13 protein-coding genes are annotated in these 24,590 nt (G+C 62.6%); 10 read left to right on the forward strand and 3 right to left on the reverse strand.

What is annotated here, in order from left to right; all coding sequences use genetic code 11:
* Nucleotides 1–183: 183 nt before the first annotated feature.
* Nucleotides 184–6,612 carry a non-ribosomal peptide synthetase gene (locus tag CRO75_RS18330; protein ID WP_097137322.1) on the reverse strand — a complete coding sequence of 2,143 codons (6,429 nt, stop codon included), beginning with the start codon at nt 6,610–6,612 and terminating at the stop codon, nt 184–186.
* 684 nt (nt 6,613–7,296) lie between these two features.
* On the opposite strand from CRO75_RS18330, the gene CRO75_RS18335 reads away from it, so the two are divergent.
* The 3 genes from CRO75_RS18335 to CRO75_RS18345 all read left to right on the forward strand — a co-directional run bounded on the left by CRO75_RS18335 (nt 7,297) and on the right by CRO75_RS18345 (nt 10,309).
* On the forward strand, nt 7,297–8,103 hold the full coding sequence (locus CRO75_RS18335; protein WP_097137324.1) for a helix-turn-helix transcriptional regulator: 807 nt from the start codon (nt 7,297–7,299) through the stop codon (nt 8,101–8,103).
* 70 nt (nt 8,104–8,173) lie between these two features.
* Nucleotides 8,174–9,607, forward strand: coding sequence for an AdeC/AdeK/OprM family multidrug efflux complex outer membrane factor (adeC, locus tag CRO75_RS18340; protein ID WP_097137326.1), 1,434 nt, complete (start codon nt 8,174–8,176; stop codon nt 9,605–9,607).
* Between the two features lie 195 nt (nt 9,608–9,802).
* Nucleotides 9,803–10,309 carry a hypothetical protein gene (locus tag CRO75_RS18345; RefSeq protein WP_143503947.1) on the forward strand — a complete coding sequence of 169 codons (507 nt, stop codon included), beginning with the start codon at nt 9,803–9,805 and terminating at the stop codon, nt 10,307–10,309.
* 225 nt (nt 10,310–10,534) lie between these two features.
* On the opposite strand, the gene CRO75_RS18350 is transcribed toward CRO75_RS18345, so the two are convergent.
* On the reverse strand, nt 10,535–11,203 hold the full coding sequence (locus CRO75_RS18350) for a histidine phosphatase family protein (RefSeq protein WP_143503950.1): 669 nt from the start codon (nt 11,201–11,203) through the stop codon (nt 10,535–10,537).
* Between the two features lie 331 nt (nt 11,204–11,534).
* Between CRO75_RS18350 and CRO75_RS18355 the strand changes: the two genes are divergently transcribed.
* The 4 genes from CRO75_RS18355 to CRO75_RS18370 all read left to right on the forward strand — a co-directional run bounded on the left by CRO75_RS18355 (nt 11,535) and on the right by CRO75_RS18370 (nt 14,541).
* Nucleotides 11,535–12,074 carry an ATP-dependent zinc protease gene (locus tag CRO75_RS18355; protein ID WP_097137332.1) on the forward strand — a complete coding sequence of 180 codons (540 nt, stop codon included), beginning with the start codon at nt 11,535–11,537 and terminating at the stop codon, nt 12,072–12,074.
* A gap of 84 nt (nt 12,075–12,158) precedes the next feature.
* Nucleotides 12,159–12,851 (forward strand): response regulator transcription factor, encoded by a 693-nt coding sequence (locus CRO75_RS18360; RefSeq protein WP_097137334.1) that lies wholly within the window; start codon nt 12,159–12,161, stop codon nt 12,849–12,851.
* Nucleotides 12,838–14,076, forward strand: a complete 1,239-nt coding sequence (locus tag CRO75_RS18365) for a HAMP domain-containing sensor histidine kinase (RefSeq protein ID WP_097137336.1) — start codon at nt 12,838–12,840, stop codon at nt 14,074–14,076. The genes CRO75_RS18360 and CRO75_RS18365 overlap by 14 nt, the downstream gene beginning before the upstream one ends.
* 75 nt (nt 14,077–14,151) lie before the next feature.
* On the forward strand, nt 14,152–14,541 hold the full coding sequence (locus tag CRO75_RS18370; protein ID WP_097137338.1) for a YkvA family protein: 390 nt from the start codon (nt 14,152–14,154) through the stop codon (nt 14,539–14,541).
* A 309-nt stretch (nt 14,542–14,850) separates the two neighbouring features.
* On the opposite strand, the gene CRO75_RS18375 is transcribed toward CRO75_RS18370, so the two are convergent.
* Nucleotides 14,851–15,876: a fimbrial protein gene (locus CRO75_RS18375; RefSeq protein ID WP_239990607.1), complete on the reverse strand. Its 1,026-nt coding sequence runs from the start codon at nt 15,874–15,876 to the stop codon at nt 14,851–14,853.
* 157 nt (nt 15,877–16,033) lie between these two features.
* Between CRO75_RS18375 and CRO75_RS18380 the strand changes: the two genes are divergently transcribed.
* The 3 genes from CRO75_RS18380 (at nt 16,034) to CRO75_RS18390 (ending at nt 24,347) form a co-directional block, all read left to right on the forward strand.
* Entirely contained in the window at nt 16,034–16,498 is a 465-nt protein-coding gene (locus CRO75_RS18380; protein ID WP_097137340.1) for a VOC family protein, read from the forward strand.
* Nucleotides 16,499–16,656: 158 nt separating this feature from the next.
* Entirely contained in the window at nt 16,657–19,485 is a 2,829-nt protein-coding gene (locus CRO75_RS18385; protein ID WP_097137342.1) for a hypothetical protein, read from the forward strand.
* 272 nt (nt 19,486–19,757) lie between these two features.
* Complete coding sequence (locus CRO75_RS18390; RefSeq protein ID WP_097137344.1) at nt 19,758–24,347, forward strand: hypothetical protein; 4,590 nt, start codon at nt 19,758–19,760, stop codon at nt 24,345–24,347.
* Nucleotides 24,348–24,590 lie beyond the last annotated feature (243 nt).

Raw genomic sequence — 24,590 nt, forward strand, 5'->3', positions numbered from 1 at the left:
GAAGTGACAGGGGCAGCGAGCCCGACGGCGCTGTGCCGCAGGCCTGGAAAGCTAAAACATCCGCTCGGGGCTGTCTGACACGGGAAGCCGGGACAAGGCCCGAGGCCGCGGCCCTGGGCCTGGCGCAAGCAACAGCGGCGGCCCTCGGGCCGCCGCGTTCTGGTTTGAGGAAATGTTTCGCCGTCAGAGACGGCGCTTGCGATTGAGGGTGGGGATGGTGGTCGCCGGAATGGCCAGCCGCTGCACATGGCCCACGGTCCTGGCCGCCAGCTCCGCCAGGGTCGGCCGGCTGAACAGCACCCGCGCGTCGGCATCGAGGCCGGCCTGGCGCATGCGCGCCACCAAGCTGACCGCCAGCAACGAATGCCCGCCGAGTTCGAAGAAGTGGTCATGGCGCCCCACCCGCTCGATCTTCAACACCTCGGCCCAGATCTGCGCCAGGGCGGTCTCCACTTCGCCCTGGGGCGCCTCGAAGCTGCGGCTAAGCACCGCGTCCTGCCCAGGCGCCGGCAGGGCCTTGCGGTCCAGCTTGCCGTTGGGGCTCAACGGCAGGCGGTCGAGCTGGACGAAGGCCGAGGGCACCATGTACTCCGGCACCTGGGCCAGCAGATGCCCGCGCAGGCCTTCGATGCCCGGCGCCGTCGCGGCATCGCGCAGGGTGAAGTAAGCCACCAGGCGCTCGTCGCGCATCAGCACCACCACTTCACGCAGGGCCGAGTGGCTGGCCAGGCGCGCCTCGACCTCCCCCAGCTCGACCCGCAGGCCGCGCAGCTTGACCTGGAAGTCGTTGCGCCCGAGGAACTCCAGGCAGCCGTCGGCGCGGTAGCGCGCCAGGTCGCCGCAGCGATACAGGCGGTCGCCGGCGACGAAGGGGCTGTCGATAAACCGCTCGGCCTGCAGTTGTGGCAGCCCCAGGTAACCCCGGGCCACCCCCACCCCGCCGATATGCAGGTGGCCGCTGACGCCCAGCGGCACCGGCTGGTCGTGCGCGTCCAGTACGTAGAGCCGGGTGTTGCCGATGGGCCGGCCGATCGGCAGCTGGATGTCCGGCACCGGCGCCCCGGGTTCGAGGGTCCAGGCGGTGCTGTCCACCGTGGCTTCGGTGGGACCATAGACGTTGTGCAGCCGCGCCTGTGGCAACCGTTGCTGGAAGCGCCGAGCCATGGCCGCGGTGAGTTCGCCGCCACCGCTGAACACGTCGGTCAGGCTGCTGCACTGGCTGACCTCGTCGAGTTCGAGGAACTGCTGGAGCAGCGCCGGGACGAACTGGATCACCGTGATGCCCTGTTCGCGGATGGTCTGCGCCAGGTAGGCCGGCTCGCGGTGCCCGTCGGGCCGCGCCAGCACCAGGCGCATGCCCGTGGTCAGCGGCCAGAACAGCTCCCAGACCGAACCGTCGAAGCTGAACGGCGCGCGCTGCAACAACACTCCGCGCTGCGCATTCGGGCAGATCTGCGAGCCCCAGTGCATCAGGTTGCCGAGGCCGCGGTGCTCGATCATCACGCCCTTGGGCAGGCCGGTGGAGCCGGAGGTGTAGATCACGTAGGCCAGGTGCCCGACGTTGAGCCCGGGCACCTGCGGATTGTCCGCGGGTTGCTGTTGCCAGGTGCAGCGGTCGAAGTCGATCAGCTCGGCCGGCACCCCGGCCAGCAGCTCGCGGGTCGCGCCATGCACCAGCACCGCCAGCGGCGCGCTGTCCTGCAGCATGTAGTGGAGGCGTTCCTGCGGATAACCCGGGGCCAGCGGCACATAGGCGCCGCCAGCCTTGAGAATCGCCAACAGGCCTATCACTAGTTCCAGGCTGCGCTCGACGCAGATGCCGACCCGGGTATCGGGCTGCACGCCGCGTTCGCGCAGGTGATGGGCCAGCTGATTGGCGCGCTGGTTGAGCTGGGCATAGGTCAATTGTTGTTCGCCGGCCTGCAAGGCCACGGCGTCCGGCGTACGCCGCACTTGCGCCTCGAACAGCCCGTGCAAAGTCTGTTCGCGCGGGTAGTCAACCTCGGTGGCGTTGAACTCCACCAGCAACTGGTGCAGCTGGGCCGGCGGCAATACCGGCAGTTGGCGCAACGCACTCTGTGGCGATTGCTCCAGGGCCTGCACCAGGCCATCGAGCACGGTCCGCAGGGCGTCCAGCAAGCGCTGCGGCCCCAGGCTGCGGGGCGCCATGGCGCTCAGCTTGAAACCCTCGTCCAGGTCGTCCACCGACAACATCAGCGGGTAGCTGAGGATGTCTTCGCTGCCGAGCAACTGGATGCCTGGCAAATCGCGTAGTAAGTCCTGTCCATCCGCAGCCGGCGCATGACGGTAATTGAGCAGGCTGTTGAACAGCGGCGTCGGCGCGGCCACGCCACTGCACCGCTGGGCCAGCGCCAGCGGCGCGTGTTCGTGGGCGAGCAAGGCGCTCAAGCGCCTGTGGGTTTCGCGGACGGCATCCGCCGCATTCTGCCCGGCCAGGTCGAGGCGCAGCGGCAAGGTATTGATAAACATGCCCAGGGCGCGGTCCGCCCCGGCACCGGCCTGCAAGCGCCCCAGCAGCACCGTGCCGAACACCACATCCTCGCGCCCGCACAGGCGCCCCAGGACCAGCGCCCAGGCCAGGTGGAAGACACTCGCCGCGCTCACCCCCCGGGCCCGGGCCTGGCCGCGCAGGCGCCGGGCCAGGGTCGGCGCCAGCAGGCACTCGACTTTTTCGTGCTCGTCGCCCACGGTCTTGCGCTCCAGCCGGCCGAAGGCCAGGCTCGGCTCGTCGACGTCCGCCAGCCATTCGCGGAAGAAGGCTTCGTGCTCCTCGTGGCGGCTGCCCAGGCGGGTCTGCGCCACATAACGGCGATAAGGCACCGCCTCCGGCAACTGCTCGGCCCGCCCCTGCAAATGAGCGTGGATTTCCTCCAGCAGCACGCCGGTGGAGGTGGCGTCGTTGACCAGATGATGGAAGCGCAGCATGCCGACCCAACGCTGGTTCCGCGGGTCTTCGCTGTAGGCCAGGGCCATCATCGGCGCCCGCCCCAGGTCCAGCGGACGCAGGCCCGGGTCCAGGCGTTCACGCAACTGCTCGGCGATATCGCCGGCCTGCGAGTCCAGCAGCACTTCCTCGAGTTGCAGCCGGGCCTGGCGCCAGACCACTTGCATGGGTTGCTCTAGCCAGTCCCAGACCAGGCTGGTGCGCAGGATGTCGTGCCGCGCGATCACCTGTTGCAGGGCCTGGGCAAAGGCATCCAGGCGCTGCAGGCTGTCGAAGGCGAACATTGCATGCTGCTGGTAGGGATCGCGCGCCTCGGTCATATGGTGATAGAGCAGCCCTTCCTGCAACGGCGCCAGGGCATAGATCTCCTGCACATTGGCCGCGCCGCCGGGCACCGTGGCGACTATGCGCTCGATGCTCGCCTGCTCCAGCTGCGCCAACACCAGCATATCCGGGGTGATGCGCAGGCAGTCCGGGACGATGCGGTTGGCCGGCACCTCGACTTCCCGGGTGCCGCCGACCGCCGCCGCGAGACTGGCCAGGGTCGGCTGATCGAACAGCACCCGCACATCGGCCTGCAACCCGGCCTGGCGCATGAGTTCCACCAGGGTCACCGCCAACAGCGAATGCCCGCCCAGCTCGAAGAAATGATCCTGGCGCCCGACCCGCTCGACCTGCAGCAGTTCAGCCCAGATCGCGGCCAGCCGGGTTTCCACCGCGTCCTGGGGCGCCTCGTAGCCACGACTGATAAAGGCCTCCTGCCCCGGCACCGGCAAGGCCCGGCGGTCGAGCTTGCCATTGGCGGTCAGCGGCAGCGCCGCCAGCCGCACATAGGCCGCGGGCAGCATGTAGTCCGGCAGGCGGCTTTGCAGCTGGGCATGCAGCAGGTTGGTTTCCAGCGGTTGCGGCGAGGTGGACTGCTCGGTGAAATACGCCAGCAGGCGTCCGTCGCGGGCCTGGACCACGGCCTCTTGCACGCCGCTCAGGGCCGCCAGGGCGCTTTCGATCTCCCCCAATTCTATACGCATGCCGCGGATCTTCACCTGGTCGTCGTTGCGCCCCAGGTACTCGAGGCTGCCGTCCGCCAGCCGGCGCGCCAGGTCGCCGGTGCGGTACATGCGCGCGCGCTGCCCTGCAATGACCGGCTCGTCACTGAATGGATCATCGAGGAAACGTTCGGCGGTCAGCTCGGGACGGTTCAGATACCCCCGCGCCACCCCGGCGCCGGCCACATACAGCTCCCCCGCCACGCCTACCGGCACCGGGCGCCGCTGCTCATCCAACAGATAGACCCGGGTGTGGTCGATGGGGCGGCCGATATGCAGGCCCTGCCCGACCGCGACCCGCCCCGAGGTGGCGACCACCGTGGCTTCGGTGGGGCCGTAGTTGTTGATCACGGCAAACCCCGGATCCTCGGCGAACTGGCGCAGGCGATCGCCGCCAATCAGCAAGGTGCGCAGGGTCGGATGGCCCCGGCGCTGGTTGAAGGCGTACTCGGCCACCGGGGTCGGCAGAAAGCTCACGTCCAGAGGCTGGGCGCGCCACCAGTCGAGCAGCGCCTCGATGTCCTCGTTGCCGTCGTGGGCCGGCGGCAGGTGCAGGGTCGCGCCGCTGCACAGGGCCGGCCAGACCTCCCAGGCCATGGCGTCGAAACCGAAGCCGGCGAGGCTGCTGGTCTGGCCGCCCGGCCCCAGGTCGAAGGCAGCACAGTGCCAGTCCACCAGGTTGGCCAGGGTCCGGTGCTCGACCATCACCCCCTTGGGCAAGCCGGTGGAACCTGAGGTGTAGATCACATAGGCCAAGTGCGCCGGGGTCAGCCCGGGGACCTGCGGATTGCTCTGCGGCTGCTCCCGCCAGTCGCCCGAGCCAAGATCGATCACTGGCACGCTCAGGGTCGGCAGACGCACCAGCAACTCAGCCTGGGTCAGCACCGCCAGCGGCGCGCAGTCCTCCAGCAGATAGTTCAGGCGTTCGGCGGGATGGGCCGGGTCGATCGGCACATAGGCGGCCCCGGCCTTGAGGATCGCCAGCAGGCCGACCAGGGTGTCGAGGCCACGACGGGCGACGACGGCCACCCGGTCATCGGGCTGCACACCCAGCGACCGCAAGTGATGGGCCAAAGCGTTGGCCTTGCGGTTCAACTCGGCATAGGTCAGCGACTGCCCCAGGCAGATCGCCGCCAATGCCTGGGGCCGCGTGGCCGCCTGGGCTTCGATACGCGCATGCAACGGCTGGGTGCAGTCCGGCGCCCGGCCGCTGGCGTTCCATTCTTGCAACCGGGCCGTGTCGCGGGCGCTGAGCAGCGAGAACTCGGCGATCGGCAGGCGGGTGTCGGCCAGCCCCTGTTCCAGCACATGCACCAGGCGCTCGGCCAGGGCCTCTATTTCCCCGCCCTGGAAATACGCCTCGTTGTAGAGGTAATGCATCCACGCCTTGTCGTTGTAGCTGTTGCTGCGCAGGTGGATGGCCAGGGGCAGCGGCTCGTGCCCGTTGCAGACCTTGACCGAATGCCCCAGCGCCTCGCCGTAGCGGTAATCGTGATCGTCCTGCTCGTAGGACAGCGACAGGTCGAACAACTGCCCGCGGTCCTCGCGCAGCAGGCCGAGGGAGCGGTTCATCTCGCTCAGCGGGAAGCGCTGATGGCGGAAATCCTGCTTGAGCACATCGCGCACCGCCCGCACCAGCTCGCCGAACGGCAGGTCCTGGCTGAAACAGAAACGCACCGCGCTGACCTGGGTGAACAGCCCCAGGGTGTTTTTGAAGCGGGCATTGGAACGGTTGAGAATCGGCAGCCCCACCACCCACTCGTCGCGCTGCGCGGTGCGGGTGAAATACAGGTACAGGGCCGCCAGCAGCACGTGGAAGGCCGAGGCCTGGCAGGTTTTCGCCCACTGTTTCATGCGCTCGTGCAAATGCGTGGGGAACGGCTGTACCAGATTACTGCTCGGAGTGTCACCGCTCGCCGCGGCCTCCCTGGCGAAGCGTTCGCGATAACGCGGCATCAGCAGCGGTTCGGGCAGCGTGCGGTATTTGTCCTGCCAGTACGCCCGGTCGCGCAGGTAACGCGGCGAATCGTGGTAACGGACATCGTCGCGAATGAACTCGACATAGGACGGCGCCGACAGTTCGGGGCGGCGCCCGGCCTGCAGCGCGCTGTAGATCCCACCCAGGGATTGCAGCATCTGGCCAAACCCCCAGCCGTCGATAATCAGGTGGTGGGCCTGGGTGCCCAGCAGGTGATGGCGAGCATCCAGACGGACCAGGAAAAACCGGAACAACGGGCCGCCATCGAAGCGGTACGGCTGTTCCATGCGTTGCCGGATCAAGGCTTGGGCGGCCGCCAGCGGCTCAGGGTGGGCGCTGAGGTCCTCCAGCGGAACCTCGACCGGCATGCTCTGGGCAAAGCGCTGCAAAGGCAGGCCATCGCTACCGGCGTCGGCCAGCAGCACGGTGCGCAGGGCGTCGTGCTTGCGCACCAGCAACTCGATGGCCTGCTGTATCAGCTCGGCGCTGAAAGGCCCGGCGAGTTCGACGTAGCCGCCGATGTTGTACAGCGGCGAATCGCCCCGGCTCAGCTGGTCGAGCCAGATATCGCGCTGGGCGGCGGTCAGGGCAAAGGCCGGCGGCGCAAGCTTGGACGGGTTCATGGCCGGCCCTCCCGGACGCACGCGGCAGTCGAGCGGCCGGGCTGGCGGCAAGGGTTCTCGATCGCGACAAACGCGCCCGGGGCGGCTGCGAAAAAAAGCTTCATAAGATCCTTCTCATGTGAGGTGTCCATACCTTGAACCATGCCCTGAGCAGAGCCCGGCAGCGCCTGTTATCGGAGGCATCCACGGATTTAACCATCGCCCTGGCGACCTGTATGTCACCTGAAACCCGGACAGCCCACCCCGCGACCGAGTGGTTCAGGCCGGGATGATTGGGTAGTCGAAAATTGACTTCCCGCCAGTTCCGGGACCGATCTGCGCGCACGTACTAGCTAATAATTCTCGATTCAAAAACTTAAAAGTGTGTAGGAAATCCACCACAGGTTCCGGACGGCGCCCAGGGTAAAAAGTACCGCAAGATCAGATAAATCCTATGAATATCAAAGAACTATCTTAAAAATCCGAGCATCCGTACCTCTGGCAAAACCGCCCTTTTGGGCGAAATTCGCCAAATTAACAACGCGGACTTTATGGCAGCTTGTGTCCCCGCTTTCAGCTACAGACGCTGGGTAAACCCGCGGGATTAAATGAAAAATCTCGGCCACGGACATTCGTTGCAAGGACGGGTGGTGGCCGCCGACGCCAACCGTTCGACGATCTGTCTACATCAGGGATGATAGGGATATGAGTCTGACCAGCAGTATTCGAAACATAGACAGTGCGCATTTCTACAACCAATTGGGCGAGCTGATTTCCAGCACCGGCCATGGGTTGTTTGCGGCGAAGATGCTGCATCTGGTGGACAAGCTGGTGCCTGTGCAGCGAGTCGAACTCGCCGAATGGACCCTCGACGAACGCCAGGCGAGCACTCTCGAGATCAAGCCGCTGGGCAGTGTCGGGCTCGAGGAGGAACTGCCGCCCGCCCAGCCCTCGCAGTACCAGGACGATCATCCGCTGTTGGAAAAGATGATCGAAATGAACGACTCGCTGCTGATCCAGATGAACGCCCAGAGCACCAGCAAACACCCGCGTTACCTCTCCCACCAGTGCCATCTGGTGTCACGCAAAGCCAATCGCCGCTGTGTCATCACCTTCCTGCGCCCCCCTGCGCAACGGCCCTTTTCCCTGGCCGAGCTGTCGTTTCTCAAGAGTCTCTCGGAAACCCTGCTGCCGCTGGTGGAGCGCCATGCCCAGATCGACCGCCAGGCCTGCCAGAACAACCTCGGCCACGTACCCGCCAGCCCGCTGACGGCGGTCGAGCAATCGCCACTGCAACGGGAATTCAACGAGCGGCTGTGCCTGGGCGACATCACCTTGTCGGCGCGGGAGAAAGAGGTTTGCCTGGGCCTGCTGACCGGCGGCACGGTGCCGGAAGTGGCCGAGCGCCTCAGCGTCAAGAACAGCTCGGTGGAAACCTACCTCAAGCGCGCCGCCGCCAAGCTCGGGGTCAGCGGCCGGCACGGCCTGGCGAAATGGATGGTCGGCGCCTGAGCTGCGCCCTGCCCGCTTTTCAACCCGCCCGGGGCGACGCCGCCGTGGCTTTTGCACATGAGGCTGTTCAATGAGTAAGTCCCCGCTGTCCCTGGTGAGCCTTGCGTTGGTACTGGGCGGTTGCTCGCTGATACCGGACTACCAGCAGCCCGCGGCGCCGGTTGGCTCCCAGTACCCACAGGGCCCGGGCTATGCCACACCAACCCAACAATCTGCAGAACAGGGAGCGGACTGGCAAAGCCTGTTCCATGACCCGGAGCTGCAAACACTGATCCGCAGCGCCCTGGTCAACAACCGCGACCTGCGGGTCGCGGCCTTGAATGTCGAGGCCTTCCAGGCCCAGTACCGGATCCAGCGCGCCGACCTGTTTCCCGCGGTGTCCGCCACCGCCGCCGGCTCACGCCAGCGCGTGCCGGGGAATGTGACCGGCACCGGCAAGGGGGCGATCAAGTCGTCCTACTCGGCGACCCTGGGGGTCAGCGCCTATGAACTGGACTTCTTCGGCCGGGTGCGCAGCCTCACGGAGCAGACCATGATGAGCTACCTGGCCACCGAAGAAGCCCGGCGCAGCGCCCAGCTCAGCCTGGTGGCGAACGTCGCGGGCGCCTACCTGACCTGGCGCGCCGACCAGGAACTGCTGGCGCTGACCGCCAAGACCCTGGTCGCCGACGAAGAAAGCCTGCGCCTGACCGCCCGCAGCGCCGAGGCGGGCAAGGTCTCGGCCCTGGATGTGAGCCAGGCCCGGACCAGCGTCGAAACCGCCCGCGCCAACCTGGCCCGCTACCAGCGCCAGGTGGCCCAGGACCTCAACAACCTGACCCTGCTGGTGGGCACCCAGGTCGCCGACTCGCTGCCGGCCCGGCCGCTGGCCAGCGACCTGATCGCCCAGGTCCCGGCCGGGTTGCCCTCGGACCTGCTGCAACGGCGCCCGGACATTCTCCAGGCCGAGTACCAGCTCAAGGCCGCCAACGCCAATATCGGCGCGGCGCGCGCCGCCTTCTTCCCCAGCGTCAGCCTGACGGCCAACGCCGGCACCTCCAGCCTGGAACTGGCCGTGCTGTTCAAGGGCGGCTCCGGCAGCTGGACCTTCCAGCCGCAGATCAACCTGCCGATCTTCAATGCCGGCAGCCTGCGGGCCAGCCTCGACTACGCGAAGCTGCAGAAGGACATCACCATCGCCCAGTACGAAAAGTCGATCCAGACCGCCTTCCAGGAAGTCGCCGACGGCCTCGCCGCGCGCCAGACCTACAGCGATCAGCTCGATGCCCAGCGCAGCCTGGTGGCAGCCACCCAGGACTATTACCGGATGGCGGAACACCGCTACCGCACCGGCGTCGACAGCAACCTTACGTTCCTCGACGCGCAACGCTCGCTGTTCAGCGCGCAACAGGGGCTGATCAACGACCGGCTGGCGCAACTGATCGCCGAGGTCAACCTGTACACCGCGCTGGGCGGGTCCTGGAAGGCGGAGTCAAACCCGGCGTTGGCGCAGCGCGCGCCCTGACAACCGCGCGCCGCCCCGGCCGCGACACCGGTCATCGCGCCGCCATGGCGAGGTTCTTGTTAAGGCAAAAGAGCCGATCTATACCTCAACAGGCTATTTGTAACGGCGCAAACAACCCGGGCTTCGCCGCCTGCATGGCAAGCCAGGTATTCAACCAACCGGACAACTGGACAGTGGCATCACCAAGGAGCGGTCATGAGCGGAAAACTATTAGTCAAATGGGTCAACAGAACCGACCGGCACCCCAAGGGTGTCTGCGAGGCGGCCGTGATGAAGTGGCTGGCGGCGATCGACAACAACGGCCTGGCCCAGGCCATGAAGCTGACACCACAGCAATGCGACGACCTGCAGGATCAGGTGGAAGACGGCGAGACGTTCGTTTTTCTGCTGCCTCCCCTGCTGCTTTCCACCTCGAGCTTCTCCCCCTTCAACCCGGTGCCGACCACCGTGGATTCGCTGAAGGCCCTGAAGACCGGGAACTTCCTCTTCGTTTCCGCCCAGGGCCAGAGTGTGACCGCCGGCGGGCATGCGATAGGCATCTACAAGAACACCACCAACCTGTTCTTCTTCGACCCCGAGCTGGGGATCTATGCCTATGACTTCAACAGCCAGGCGGACCTGGTTGAAGTCGTCAGGCGAACCCAGGGCTATGGGGAGGCGGCCTATTGCCCAGGCACCTTTACCCCACCGCCAAAACCTTGAGCCGATGCGGCCTCGCAGCGTGGTTGATGCGCTGCAGGACGCAATTTCCGGGCACAAAAAAAGCCACTGATCGAGTGGCTTTTTTCTGCGTCCCGGGGCGGGAAACGCGATCAGTTGTATTTCAGTACATAGGTCAGCGTTGTATCGGCTTATCGAGACACTGGAGCATGAGTAATGCCCCTCCTGGAGCCTGAACCATTCCGCCTTGATTAGGCGAGAGTGGTTTTACAGTAGTCCCTGCCAATCCTCAGAATTAATGATTCCAAGCAGTTGGGGAGCCTGCGTTCTTTTATCAAGGGAAATGATAAGAGACGAGCTGTAGCCTGGTTTTTTTGATGTTGAGAAAAACATGCTCTTCTCAAGGTCCTTCATGCAGTCACTGTGTGTAACAAGTATAAGGTTGCGCCCATTGGCTTTGTGGCTGATCGCGCTTTGCAACATAGTGTCTTTGCAGTTGGCTAACCATTCCTGATCTTTCACTTTCCGGCTGAACATATAGTCTGCCGTTTGTTGGGTTCTTGTAAGAGGGCTGGTAAAAATATCTGTTTCATTCAGCCCAAGCTTCTTATATTGAGCACCCAGGTTAACAGCGACCTCTTTCCCCCTCTCTGTTATTCCATCCAGAGCATCTAGACAGACCGCTGTCGACTGGTCACACCGTTCGGCGTGGCGAACAAGAATGATCAGGTTTCCGCTCGCCCACTCTGACTTTAGCTGTGCAACTTCCAAGGCTGAGCCGTGAGCAAAACCGGGGACTCTGGGCGCTCTGAATATAACGTACCCAATAAGAAACAACAGGATCAAGACCATAACAATCAAGAGGCTTTTTACGCCAACCAACCCTGTTATCTGGACTCGCAATTTTTTCTGAGAGGCATTGAAGCTCTTTTCCACAGGCGCATTGCTCCCAAGCAGCTTTTAAACTGCCAAGCATTTAAAGTATGAACAACTTCATGCTGTCGACTTGATGGCCAGGCACACGCTTCAACAGCATTAAAATATGAATGAGAACGCGGTAAAAATAACCGTCAGGTTGAACAGCAATGCCACCAACAAGCACATGCCGTCAGATCAGGGTCAGTGCCTTGCTCACTCCAGATTGAGCTTGCCCTAAGCGGCGTGAAGAAACCGTTGCCTTAGGACGATGAACTGTCAAAAGCGGGGTTAACGGGTTCTTGACGGCGCTTGATACAGACTGGGTCCTCGAATTCTGGAGGACAGCGGCATGGCTCACTCAATCGAAAAATGGCTGGCAGCAGGTTTTCTTGGGCTACTACTGATACAACCCGCTTTCTCGGCGTCGAGACCTGAAACCCCGACGCAGGTATTTGGATGGGTTGAAGAAGGCGTGCTGGTGCCTGAGAACATCTCGGTGAAGCTCAAGCTCGACACGGGGGCACTGACCTCCTCTTTGGACGCCAAGGATCTTGAGTCCTTTGAAAAGGATGGTGAGAAGTGGGTTCGATTCAATGTCGAGGTTAAAGACACTGAAACGGGAAAGCAGGTCAGTACAGCGTTCGAACGTAAGGTTGAACGCAGAATCAAGGTTCGAGGTGCGGGGGGTGCAGAGCGACGGCCTGTGGTGGTGATGAGCATATGCATCGGCAACCATATCTATAGCGAACAGTTTTCACTGAAAAACCGAGGCAAGATGAATTATCCCGTGCTTATCGGACGGCGTACCTTGGAGAACCTGGGGGCGGTGGATGCCTCACGGACCTTCACCATGGAGCCTAAATGCAGCAGCGATACAGCCTCCAAGTAAGTCGACACAAAGAATGGGTACTCCAGGGAAATTCACTATGCCAGCTGTTCTACAGCGGCCCTGTGCGCAATAGGTAAAAAGGCCATGCGAATCCTGATCATCGAAGACAACCCAGACATCGTGGCCAATCTGTATGAGTATTTTGAACCTCTTGGCCATGAACTGGATAAAGCGCGTACCGGACACGGCGGCCTGGCTCGCATCGCGGAACAACGCTTTGACGTCATCGTGCTGGATGGCAGGCTGCCCGGCCTGGATGGCCTGGAAGTGTGCCGACGCTTACGCGAGGAGATTCGATGTGAGACTCCAGTGCTGATGCTTACCGCACGCGATACCGTTCATGACAAAGTCGACGGCCTGCAAGCGGGGGCTGATGATTATTTGGTCAAGCCTTACTCCTTGATCGAACTGGAAGCCCGCCTGCATGCCTTGGTCAGGCGAGCCGGAGCATCGGCTACTGGCCAGATCCTGCGTTTTGGTGAGTTGGAGTTCGACACCGGCACCTTCGAGGCTCGCCGAGCAGGACAACGGCTGGAACTCACCCCCTTTGGTTACAAGATGCTGGCGGCGTTACTTAGGGCTGCGCCAAGGTTGGTCACTCGGGAGGAACTTGAGCAGGAGCTCTGGAAGGATGACCCTCCGCTCAGCGACGCTTTACGCAGTCATATTCATGCGCTGAGGCAAGTCATCGACAAATCCTTTCCTCTTTCCCCGCCGATGTTGCTGACCGTATCCGGCATCGGATACCGCCTGGTCGACCATCATGTTTCACAGTGATTCGTTACGCGGTCGAATGGTCGCAGCCTATGTGCTGCTTGCCGTCATCATCGTAGGTTTTTTTGCCGGGGCAGCTTTCTTCGTTGTCGGAAAAATCGAGAAGGAGCTTATCGATAAGCGATTGGCCCACGCCGCGCAGTTATGGGCAGCAGACTCGTACAGCGCCGTCCAGTCACAAACCCTGGACCTCAGTTTTTTCAAAGGTTCCCTGATTCCTCCTCCCCTCCAACTGTTGGAGCCTGGTACTCACGAGCTGAAATTGAATGGGCGAGCGCTGCATGTCCTGCTGGGCGAGGCCAATGGAGAACGTTATGCGGTGGTTGATGACCAAAGCGACTTCGAGTCTATCGAGTCATCCTCCTACATCACCCTAGGCATCGCATTCCTGGGAGGAATCGGCTTGGCCATCCTGATGGGTAGGGCCACTGCAAACCGGGTCATTCTGCCATTGACCAAGCTAGCCTCCTCCGTTCAGAACGAGCCTGTGGCAGGCTCGTTGCCTGGCTTGGATGCGACTGACGAAATTGGTGTATTGGCAAGGGCCATTGATGACCGAACGAATCAATTGAGTCTCGCACTCCAACGGGAACGTTGGTTCACCGCCGACGTCAGTCATGAGTTGCGAACCCCTCTTACGATCATGCTGGGCGCGGCGGAAGTGCTCACCAGTCGACTGCAGGACCGTCCAGATCTTCTCGTGATGACTGAGCGCATCAGGCGTAACGCTGCTGAAACCGCGCAACAGGTCGGCGCCTTGTTGCGATTGGCACGAGCCCCGGAAAATACCAACCACGTCTTAGTCGATTTGAGACCGCTTATTGAACATGAAGTGGCGCGCTGCCAGCCATTGCTCCGAGGCAAGCCTCTCGAGCTCAGACTTGTCGCCAGCCATGACGTGACCATCAAGGCGATACCCGAGCTGGTCACTATCGCCGTCAGCAACCTACTGCGTAATGCTTGTCAGCACACGGAGCAAGGCATCATCACCCTATACTTGAACGCCTCGAAAATTGTTGTGGAGGACAGCGGTACGGGGTTACCCGATGCGGTACAAGCCCGGCTCTTTGACCGGTTTGTCCGGGGTGATGATGATTTTAATGGCGGCTCGGGCTTGGGCCTGTCCATCGTCAAACGTGTTGCAGATCACCTGGGGTGGGATGTTCGGCATGCGCCCAACCCCAATGGAGGCAGCCGCTTCACCTTGCAGTTTCCCGATGTTGGGTGATCTTCCAGCGACCACAAAATTGACCCACCGCACGCACACACGGTCCCTACTCACCACCCTAGGCAAGAGCACCGAATGAAAGGCATCCTCGAACAGCTACGTCGCTGGGCCAAGCATCTCAAGCGGCAAACCATGGTCCTCTGGTTTTGTTATCGGCATCCACAAACGCCATGGCTGCCCAAGTGGGTTTCCGTCGTTGTCGTTGCTTATGCGCTGAGCCCGATCGACCTCATTCCAGATTTCATTCCGGTTCTGGGATATCTGGACGACGTCATCATCTTGCCGCTGGGTATTCTGCTGGCTATTCGATTGATGCCCCCCTTGGTGCTTGAGGAATGTCATCTGAAGGCCAACGAATGGGAGAAAAACCATGCGAAGCGCCCCGTGAACAGAGTCGCGGCAGCGCTCATCGTATTGATCTGGCTGGCTGTCGTTGCGGGTGTCTGGTGGTTTTACATACGTTGAGCCTGCTACCCCGAATGGCGGCGATCCTTCGGGATTGCCGATGGGGTAGCGCGCGCCGCCCCGACCACGACACCGGTCATCGCGCCGCCATGGCGAGGTTCTTGTTCAGGCGGACCTGGCTGAAGTCGTCAAGCGAACCCAGGGCTATGGGGAGGCGGCCTATTGCCCAGACACCTTTACCCCACCGCCAAAACCTTGAGCCGATGCGGCCTCGCAGCCTGGTTGATGCGCTGCAGGACGCAAATTCCGGGCACAAAAAAAGCCACTGATTGAGTGGCTTTTTTCTGCGTCCCAGGGCAGGAAACGTGATCAGTTGTATTCCAGTACATAGGTCAGCGTGGCATCGGCTTTGCCGGCGACGACTTCTGCGCCTGTAGTGACGTAGCGTGCCTTTGCGGCAAAGCGGTACATCTCGATGCTGGGGCCACTGGCTTGCCAATCCAGGGCCACCGCCTTGGCTTTGCTGAAGGGGAGTGCCACGTTTTTGTCGCTGGTCAGCGAGATGGCAACGCCTTTGGCGACGCCAGATTGTCCGGAACCGTTCAGATTCAACAAGCCATCACGAACGGAGTTGCCCTCGAAGTAGACCTTCACCGGTGGCTTGACCGTGGGATTGAGGCCTTCGCACACAACATCCAGGGCGAATGGAAATTCCTGGACCGACCCGCGTTTTACTTGCTCTACCGCGGGACGCCCCATATTGACCTCGGTACTGTTCTTGGGTGTGTGGCAAGTGGTGAAGAAGGCATTATGTTCAAACCTGGTTTTAAGGCCCGTGCCTTCGATGGGGAAAACCGCTCGTGCCGGAGTGGTGTAATCGGTGTCAATAAAAAAACTTATCTTGTAGTTGAAGGAAGGCATATCGCCCTTTCCGACACCGATGTCGGTACGCACAAACTCTATCCTCAATTTATCGGAAAAATAGAGGGTGCTCCCGAATACTCCGGTTATGGTAAAAGGTGGATAACTGGGGGTGTACCAGTTACTGGTGGCAAGGTGTCCAATACGAATGCCGACCCCAGGCACACCAGAGTCGTAAAGCCCTGGACTGCCTCTTGATACAAGGCTGGTAACCACTTCGGTCAATCCCCATTGAGAGTCACCGCACCATGCCCATCCTCCAGAACGGCGTCCGACCGCTACGTCGTAGGACGTCATTACCCCACCCATGGAGGCGTATTTCAAGGTTGTAATGGCGGGAAGACTGGTAATGATCGACGGGTTCAATGGATCGTCTAAGTTAGTCCTGCCGCAGTAACTTGCTGCGTAGGCAGAAGTTCCCATGATGCATCCCAGGGTCAGTGCCAGCAGCCCCGCCGGTTGTTGAATCTTCAAAGCATTTCCCCTCGATATGAGTTCGCAGTGGCGTCGCAACTTCCTTGGCTGGGAATCGGCGTGGGGCGGCAGTCTATGTGGGGCAACTACAAGGGATAAATCAGAGGATTCTCAAAATCGGTGCAGCACCTGCTGCCTTTTTCGTCAGGAGAAACCATTGAAATTAAAGTTCAGCCACGTGGATGTGCTCGTCAAAGACCTCGAGCAAGCGTGTGCGTATTACGCCCGGGTCTTCAGCGCAAGGATTTCCAGGACCCTGGATTGGCAGCGCGACGGTCTGCATGTGCGTTATGCGATCGTCAGGTTTGGCACGGAGCGCCTGATGCTGGTGCAACCCTTTGCCGGAAATCTCAAGGCGCTGATGGACAGCAACGGCGAAGGCACGATCTACCGTCACTGCTATAGCACCCCGGACATCGAGGCCGCCTACGACGAGTTGCTGGCCGCGGGAGTGCAGCCGGAAGACGAGAACGGCAACCCCCTGTCGCGCGACAATCTCCAGTCCCCCAGCGGCACACGCATCCTCTGGCTGCCGAAACGCTTTGGGCATTTCTCCATCGAGCTGCTTGAAGAGGCGGAGCTGGAGGCCTTCATCGAGAAAGCATTCGCCGAGGACAGGTAAAACGACAGGCGTTTCTCCTGCCGTATAGGCTGAAACTCCCAGGCCGCCTGGGAGTATCGGCCAATGCGCAACCTCCTGCGCATCCCCATAGTTGTGACATCTGCCAGCAGAGGGGCCCAGGTGCGGCCTCAACGACTGGAACTGCCTAGGAGCCTGTCATGACCACACCCCAATCCCCCACCACCGACCTGACCGCTGATACCCCTCCCGATCTGTACCCCGTCTTCCCCAGCAACGACACACTGACCCTCACCGCCCTGGCGGATGGCGCTCCACTCGTGGGAGCGACCGGCACCAACGTTGCCCTGGACGAAACCAGCGGATTGCAGAACGCGACGGCCACGGCCAGCCCAACGGGGGACGCCGATGACAATGACATCCTGCTGACCGCCCTGCCCTCGACCTTCGCCACCCGCTTGACCGCCCTCGGCGCCGGTACCGCGACAGACGCGGCCTTGAGTGGCTACACCGGTGCCGTGGGCGACACCGGCAGCAATGCCTTCACCCTCAACCTGGCGCCTGGCGCGATCAATGTCGATATCAGCTTCACCGACAGCCTGGGCGCGGCGCTCAATGGCCTGGACAGCGGGCTGGATACCCTCGATGGCATCGACATCCTGCTGTATACCGATACCAACAACAACATCCTGCTGGGCCGGGCCGGAGGCCCTGCCGGCGCGATTGTGTTCGCCGCCTACATCGAGGAAACCGGATCGCCGGTCAGCGGCGGCAAGATCTGGACCGTGGAATACCAGCCACTCAAGCATCCGGACGCCAACAACCCGGACGATGTCCTCAACCTGCTGAATAAAGTATTCATCGGCACCAGCCAGGACCTGACGTTCAACCTGGCCAATGCGCCTTCCGGGCAGAACCTGTTCCTGATGTTCACCAAGACCAGCCCGACGGTGGTCAACGACGGTGGTGTCCTGCGGATCAGCGACCCGACGATCATCGCCACCGGCAAGGACCCCGCCGACCAGTCATCGGGCGCCAGCATCAACACCGGCGATACCATCAACACCAGCCAGGCCGGTGGCCCGACCACCTTCGGCACCAACAGCCAGATGATCACGGAACAGGAAGGCATCCGTTTTACCTTCGTCACCGGCGCCCGGCAGGACATGACCATTCCCAACCTGGATCAGAACGAAGCCGATGTCGAAGCCAACATCGACTTCACCGCGATGTTCAATGCCAAGGCCGCCAATTTCGATGTGGTGCAGCTGCAAAGCGGCAAGAGTGCGGTGGTCAAGATCAGTGCCTTCAACACCGCGGTTGAAAGTGGCGCGAGTTTCGTCAATGGCTATGCGAACGATACGTCGGTGGCCATTACCAATGTTCGCGTGATCAACAACGCCACCGGGCTGGTGATCGAAAATTCGGACGGCTCGGTGAATGATCCGAGCATTGTCATCAGCTTTGCCAGCGGCGTGGCCACCGTCACCGGCATCAAGGCCGGCTACAAGATCGAATACACCACGGCCTCGGACCACAACCGCGTACTGGTCGAGAACGGCGCGGCGCTCGACGCCAAGGGCAATACCCACGCCGACTTCGATATCGGTGGCTTCACCTTGCGCCAGGCCTCCACCACGACCGCCGAAATCGGCTCGCAGATGATCTTCGAGGACGATGGACCGACCCTCGCCTTCGGCAACCTGATCGGCACCGGGACCCAACTGGCGCAACAAGGCTACTGGAACATGGGGGCTGGCGCCGACGGGCTGGATGCCAACGGCCTGGATATCTCGCTGGTGAACGACCAGTTCACCCTGGTCCGGCCGGACAACACCACCACCATCGGCACCGGTACGCTGGTCGAGCAGTCGCCTTCGCCGGATGGCAATGGCGCCTACCAGTTCGCCGGCACCCTGACCGGTGACTTCGACAACAACGCGGCAACTGCCGATACCACCGTCCATTACACCCTGAGCGCCTACGCCAACGGCACCTATGCCCTGGACCTGGAAGAAGGCTTCCGCTCGACCGTGGTCCTCAGCAGTGCCGACGGCTCGCTGGCTGCCGGCGGCCCGGACCCGGTGCGCACACTGATGATCGGCAGCGAGGATGTGGTGTTCTTCGCCGCCAATCCGCTGGCACCGCAGACCGGCGATAACAGCATCCTGACCGGTATCGGGCTCGGCGCGCCCGACCCTACCGAAGCGCAGTTGCAGACCAACCCCCTGCCGTCCTACATCGGCTCGGCGGCCATGAACGTCAGCACCTCCGGCATCGGCATCGCCAACAACAACCTGGAGGGCAACACCACCGCCGGCATCAATGCCGGCGACGAGAGTTTCGTGGTCAACCCCGAGACCTTGTTGACCAGCATGAAGATCTTTATCGACAACTCGGTGCAGGGCTACAACCCGGCCACCGAAGAGCTGTACTACACGATCTACTACGACAACGGCACGACCTCGGGCACGCCCATCAAGGTGCAGGCCGCCGACCTGCACACAGAGACGGGTGGCCAGAAATCCTTCACCGTCCAGTGGGATGGCAGTCACTTGATCGATGCCGTCCAGCTGACGATGGGACTGGGCACGGTCAAGATCCCGGTGATCCAGTTCATCAAGGAGACCCAGAGCCTGGCCAACGATATCCAGCTGTCGTTCAACGCCACGACCACGGACAAGGATGGGGATACCGCCACCAGCGCGTTCGACGCCAACCTGTTCGCCAACGACCCGAGCGACCAGAGCTTCGATTTCAGGCTGGTGGGCACCGCCGGTGAACGGGATGCCTTCAACATCGACCTGTCGGTGGCCGAGAACCAGTACCAGGTCAGCGGCTTCGATGCGGGTGCAGGCCAGCGCGATGCGGTGGTGCTCATTGGTGACCCCGGCGCCACTGTGCAGTCGATCAACAACGCCGGCGCCGACAGCATCGTGACGATTGCCGAGACCGGCGGCCAACTGACGACCATCACCCTGCTCGGGGTCGACCTGCTCAATACCGACATTGTGATGGCCAGCGTCTGAAACCTGGCGCATCAAACCCGTGCGAGGGTGGCCTGGAAACCACCCTCGCTTTTTTTGCCGCGCCGAACGCTCAAGCGCACAGGGTTTGAAGAACACGCAATGTATCGGCGCCTTCGCCTCCCCCCAATTTCCCTCCCAGATAGGCTGAAACTCCCAGGCCGCCCGGGAGTATCGGCCAATGCGCAACCTCCCAGGCATCCCCATAGTTGTGACATCTGCCAGCAGAGGGTCCGGGTGCGGCCCCAATGACTGGAACTGCCCAGGAGAATGTCATGACCACCCTGCAAGAAAACCTATCCCTCACGAGCGACCCGCTCGTGGTAGCAACCGGCGTCAACGTTGCGCTGGACGAAACCACCGGGCTGCAGAACGCTACCGCCACACCAGCCCCTGCGGGAGACGCCGACGACAATGACATCCTGCTGGCCGCCCTGCCCTCGACCTTCGCCACCCGCTTGACCGCCCTCGGCGCCGGCACCGCGACGGACGCCGCCTTGAGTGGCTACACCGGTGCCGTGGGCGACACCGGCAGCAATGCCTTCACCCTCAACCTGGCGCCCGGCGCGATCAATGTCGATATCGGCTTCACCGACAGCCTGGGCGCTCCGCTCGATGGCCTGGACAGCGGCCTGGATACCCTCGATGGCATCGACATCCTTCTGTATACCGATACCGACAACAACATCCTGCTGGGCCGGGCCGGCGGCCCTGATGGCGCGATCGTGTTCGCCGCCTATATCGAGGAAACCGGGTCGCCGCTGTCGGGCGGCAAGATCTGGACCGTGGAATACCAACCGCTCCAGCATCCGGACGCCAGTAACCCGGACGATGCCCTCAACCTGCTGGACAAGGTGTTTATCGGCGCCAGCCAGGACTTGACGTTCAGCCTGACCAATGCGCCTTCCGGGCAGAACCTGTTCCTGATGTTCACCAAGGCCAACCCGATGGTGGTCGATGACGGCGGTGTCCTGCGGATCAGCGATCCGACGATCATCGCCACCGGCAAGGACCCCGCCGACCAGTCGACGGGGGTCAATATCAATACCGGTGACACCATCAACACCAGCCAGGGCGGTGGCCCGACCACCTTCGGCACCAACAACCAGATGATCGTGGAACAGGAAGGCATTCGATTTACCTTCGTCACCGGCGCCCGGCAGGACGTGACCGTGCCCAACCTGGATCAGAACGAAGCGGACGTCGAAGCCAATATCGACTACACCGCGGTCTTTAATGCGACGACGGCCAGTTTCGATGTGGTGCAACTGCAAGGCGGCAAGACTGCCGTGGTCAAGATCAGTGCCTTCAACACCGCGGTTGAAAGCGGCGCGGACTTCATCAACGGCTATGCGAACGACACCTCGGTAGCGATCACCAATGTCCAGGTCATCGATAAAAGCACCGGGCTGGTGATCGAAAACTCCGACGGCTCGGTGAACGATGCCAACATTGCCATCAGCTTTGATGGCGGCGTGGCCACTGTCACCGGCGTCAAGGCCGGCTACCAGATCGAATACACCACCAGTGCGGACCACAACCGCGTGCTGGTCGAGAATGGCGCAGCCGTGGACGCCAGGGGCGATAACCACGCCGACTTCGACATTGGTGCCTTCACCCTGCGCCAGGCCTCCACCGCGACCGCCGAAATCGGCTCGAAGATGATCTTCGAGGACGATGGGCCGGCCGCGGCCGGAACCGCTGAGGCCGGCACCGTCGACGAAGACGGCCTGGCCAATGGCATCCCCGGCGGTGTCGGCGACGTGCCTGGCGAATCCACCACCGCCAGCGGCAACGTGACGGGCATCTTCCAGTCCGGCGTCGATGTACCGCTGAGCTATGCCTTGTCCACCGACACCAGCGGCCTGCCGGCATTGAGCTCGGGCGGAGTGGCGCTGGTCTACAGCGTGGTCGGCGATACCCTCACCGCCAAGGCCGGCGCGGTCGATGTGTTCACCTTCAGCCTCAGTGCCACGGGCGCCTACAGCTTTACCCTGCTGCAACCGCTGGACCATCCAGCTGGCAACGATGAAAACGACATCACGATCAATCTGGGTAGCCTGCTGCAGGCCACCGACAAGGACGGCGACACAGTGACGGCCGCCGCCGAGAAGCTGGTGATCACCGTCGATGACGACACGCCCACCGCAAATGGCACCGCTGGGGCCGGCACCGTCGACGAGGATGGCCTGGCCAATGGTATTGCCGGTGGTGTCGGCGATGTGCCGGGGGAACTCACTACTGCCGGCGGCAACGTCACGGGCATCTTCCAGTCCGGTGCCGACGTGCCGCTGACTTACGCCTTGTCGAGTGACACCAGCGGCCTGCCGGCCCTCAGTTCGGGCGGAGTGGCGCTGGTCTACAGCGTCGCGGGTGACACCCTCACCGCCAAGGCCGGCGCCGTCGATGTCTTCACCTTCAGCCTCAATGCCGCAGGTGACTACAGCTTCACCCTGCTCCAGCCGCTGGATCATCCAGCCGGCAACGACGAGAACGACATCACGATCAACCTGGGCACCTTGCTGCAAGCCACCGACAAGGACGGCGATACGGTAACGGCCGCCGCCGAGAAACTGGTGATTACCGTCGATGACGACACACCCACCGCAACCGGAACCGCCGCGGCCGGAACCGTCGATGAAGACGGATTGGCCAATGGTATTGCCGGTGGTGTCGGTGATGTGGCGGGCGAAGCCACCACCGCCAGCGGCAGCGTCACGGGGATCTTCCAGTCGGGTGCCGATGTACCGCTGAGCTATTCCCTGTCGAGTGACACCAGTGGCCTGCCGGCCCTCAGTTCGGGCGGGGTGGCGCTGGTCTATAGCGTCGCCGGCGATACCCTGACCGCCAAGGCCGGCGCCGTCGATGTATTCACCTTCAGCCTTAGCGCCGCCGGTGCCTACAGCTTCACCCTGCTGCAACCGCTGGACCATCCGGCCGGCAATGATGAAAACGACATCACCCTCAACCTCGGCACCCTGCTGCAAGCCACGGATAAAGATGGCGACACGGTAACCGCCGCGCCCGAGAAGCTGGTGATCACCGTCGATGACGACACGCCTACCGCCAATGGCAGCGCCGCGGCCGGAACCGTCGATGAGGACGGCCTGGCCAATGGCATTGCCGGAGGTGTCGGGGATGTGGCGGGTGAGTCCACCACCGCCAATGGCAGCGTGACCGGGATCTTCCAGTCCGGTGCCGACGTACCGCTGACTTACGCCTTGTCGAGCGATACCAGCGGCCTGCCGGCCCTGAGTTCGGGCGGGGTGGCGCTGACCTACAGTGTTGCCGGCGATACCCTCACCGCCAAGGCCGGCGCGGTCAATGTGTTCACCTTCAGCCTCAATGCCGTGGGGGCCTACGCTTTCACCTTGCTGCAGCCCCTGGATCATGCGGCGGGCAACGACGAGAACGACCTCACCCTTAACCTGGGTAGCTTGCTGCAAGCCACCGACAAGGACGGCGACACGGTGACCGCCGCGGCCGACAAACTGGTGATCACTGTCGATGACGACACCCCGACCCTGGCCTTCGGCAACCTGATCGGCACCGGGACCCAGCTGGCGCAACAAGGCTACTGGAACCTGGGGCCTGGCGCCGACGGGCTGGGTGCCAACGGCCTGGACATCTCGCTGGTGAACGACCAGTTCACCCTGGTCCGGCCGGACGATACGACCACCACCGGGACCGGCACGCTGGTCGAGCAGTCGCCTTCGCCGGATGGCAATGGCGCCTACCAGTTCGCCGGCACCCTGACCGGTGACTTCGACAACAACGCGGCAACTGCCGATACCACCGTCCATTACACCCTGAGCGCCTATGCCAACGGCACCTATGCCCTGGACCTGCAGGAAGGCTTCCGCTCGACCGTGGTCCTCAGCAGTGCCGATGGCTCGCTGGCTGCCGGCGGTCCGGACCCGGTGCGCACGCTGATGATCGGCACCGAGGATGTGGTGTTCTTCGCCGCCAATCCGCTGGCACCGCAGACCGGCGATAACAGCATCCTGACCGGTATCGGGCTCGGCGCGCCCGACCCTACCGAAGCGCAGTTGCAGACCAACCCCCTGCCGTCGTTCATCGGCTCGGCGGCCATGAACGTCAGCACCTCGGGCATCGGTATCGCCAACAACAACCTGGAGGGCAACACCACGGCGGGCATCAACGCCGGTGACGAGAGTTTCGTGGTCAACCCCGAGACGCTGCTGACGGCCATGAAGATCTTTATCGACAACTCGGTGCAGGGCTACGACCCGGCCACGGAAGAGCTGTACTACACGATCTACTACGACAACGGCACGACCTCGGGCGCGCCCATCAAGGTGCTGGCCGCCGACCTGCACGCGGAAGCGGGAGGACAGAAGTCCTTCCTCGTGGAGTGGGACGATTCCCACCTGATCGATGCGGTCCAGCTCACCATGGGCAAGGGCACGGTCAAGATCCCGGTGATCCAGTTCATTCAGGAGACCCAGAACCTGGCCAGCGATATCCAGCTGTCGTTCAACGCCACGACCACGGACAAGGATGGGGATACCGCCACCAGCGCGTTCGACGCCAACCTGTTCGCCAACGACCCGAGCGACCAGACCTTCGATTTCAGGCTGGTGGGCACCGCCGGTGAACGGGATGCCTTCAATATCGACCTGTCGGTGGCCGAGAACCAGTACCAGGTCAGCGGCTTCGATGCGGGTGCAGGCCAGCGCGATGCGGTGGTGCTCATTGGTGACCCCGGCGCCACTGTGCAGTCGATCAACAACGCCGGCGCCGACAGCATCGTGACGATTGCCGAGACCGGCGGCCAACTGACGACCATCACCCTGCTCGGGGTCGACCTGCTCAATACCGACATTGTGATGGCCAGCGTCTGAAACCTCGCGCAGGCGAATGAAAGCGAGGGTGGCCTGGAAACCACCCTCGCTTTTTTTTGCGCATCGATACAAGCGCTGCGGCGAACGCTCAAGCAGCCCGTCGAACCGCTCGACGACGGCCTGTCGCCGGCCAACGCGGGCTAACCCAAATGTCCCCCCGAGGGCCTTTGCGCGATCGCTGTCTTACCTCCTCCCGCGTCCCCTGCCGCATGGGCTGAAACTCCCATCCGGCCTGGGAGTATC

Origin of the sequence: Pseudomonas sp. LAMO17WK12:I10 (genome assembly GCF_900215185.1) — a bacterium.
In the GTDB taxonomy this organism is placed as follows: domain Bacteria; phylum Pseudomonadota; class Gammaproteobacteria; order Pseudomonadales; family Pseudomonadaceae; genus Aquipseudomonas; species Aquipseudomonas chlororaphis.

Bases quoted from the DNA above. Each gene is read 5' to 3' on its own strand.
- CRO75_RS18355 (WP_097137332.1), top strand. From the start codon at position 11,535: ATGGCTCACTCAATCGAAAAATGGCTGGCAGCAGGTTTTCTTGGGCTA.
- CRO75_RS18335 (WP_097137324.1), top strand. From the start codon at position 7,297: ATGAGTCTGACCAGCAGTATTCGAAACATAGACAGTGCGCATTTCTAC.
- CRO75_RS18360 (WP_097137334.1), top strand. From the start codon at position 12,159: ATGCGAATCCTGATCATCGAAGACAACCCAGACATCGTGGCCAATCTG.
- adeC (WP_097137326.1), top strand. From the start codon at position 8,174: ATGAGTAAGTCCCCGCTGTCCCTGGTGAGCCTTGCGTTGGTACTGGGC.
- CRO75_RS18390 (WP_097137344.1), top strand. From the start codon at position 19,758: ATGACCACCCTGCAAGAAAACCTATCCCTCACGAGCGACCCGCTCGTG.
- CRO75_RS18365 (WP_097137336.1), top strand. From the start codon at position 12,838: ATGTTTCACAGTGATTCGTTACGCGGTCGAATGGTCGCAGCCTATGTG.
- CRO75_RS18385 (WP_097137342.1), top strand. From the start codon at position 16,657: ATGACCACACCCCAATCCCCCACCACCGACCTGACCGCTGATACCCCT.
- CRO75_RS18345 (WP_143503947.1), top strand. From the start codon at position 9,803: ATGAGCGGAAAACTATTAGTCAAATGGGTCAACAGAACCGACCGGCAC.
- CRO75_RS18370 (WP_097137338.1), top strand. From the start codon at position 14,152: ATGAAAGGCATCCTCGAACAGCTACGTCGCTGGGCCAAGCATCTCAAG.
- CRO75_RS18330 (WP_097137322.1), bottom strand. From the start codon at position 6,612: ATGAACCCGTCCAAGCTTGCGCCGCCGGCCTTTGCCCTGACCGCCGCC.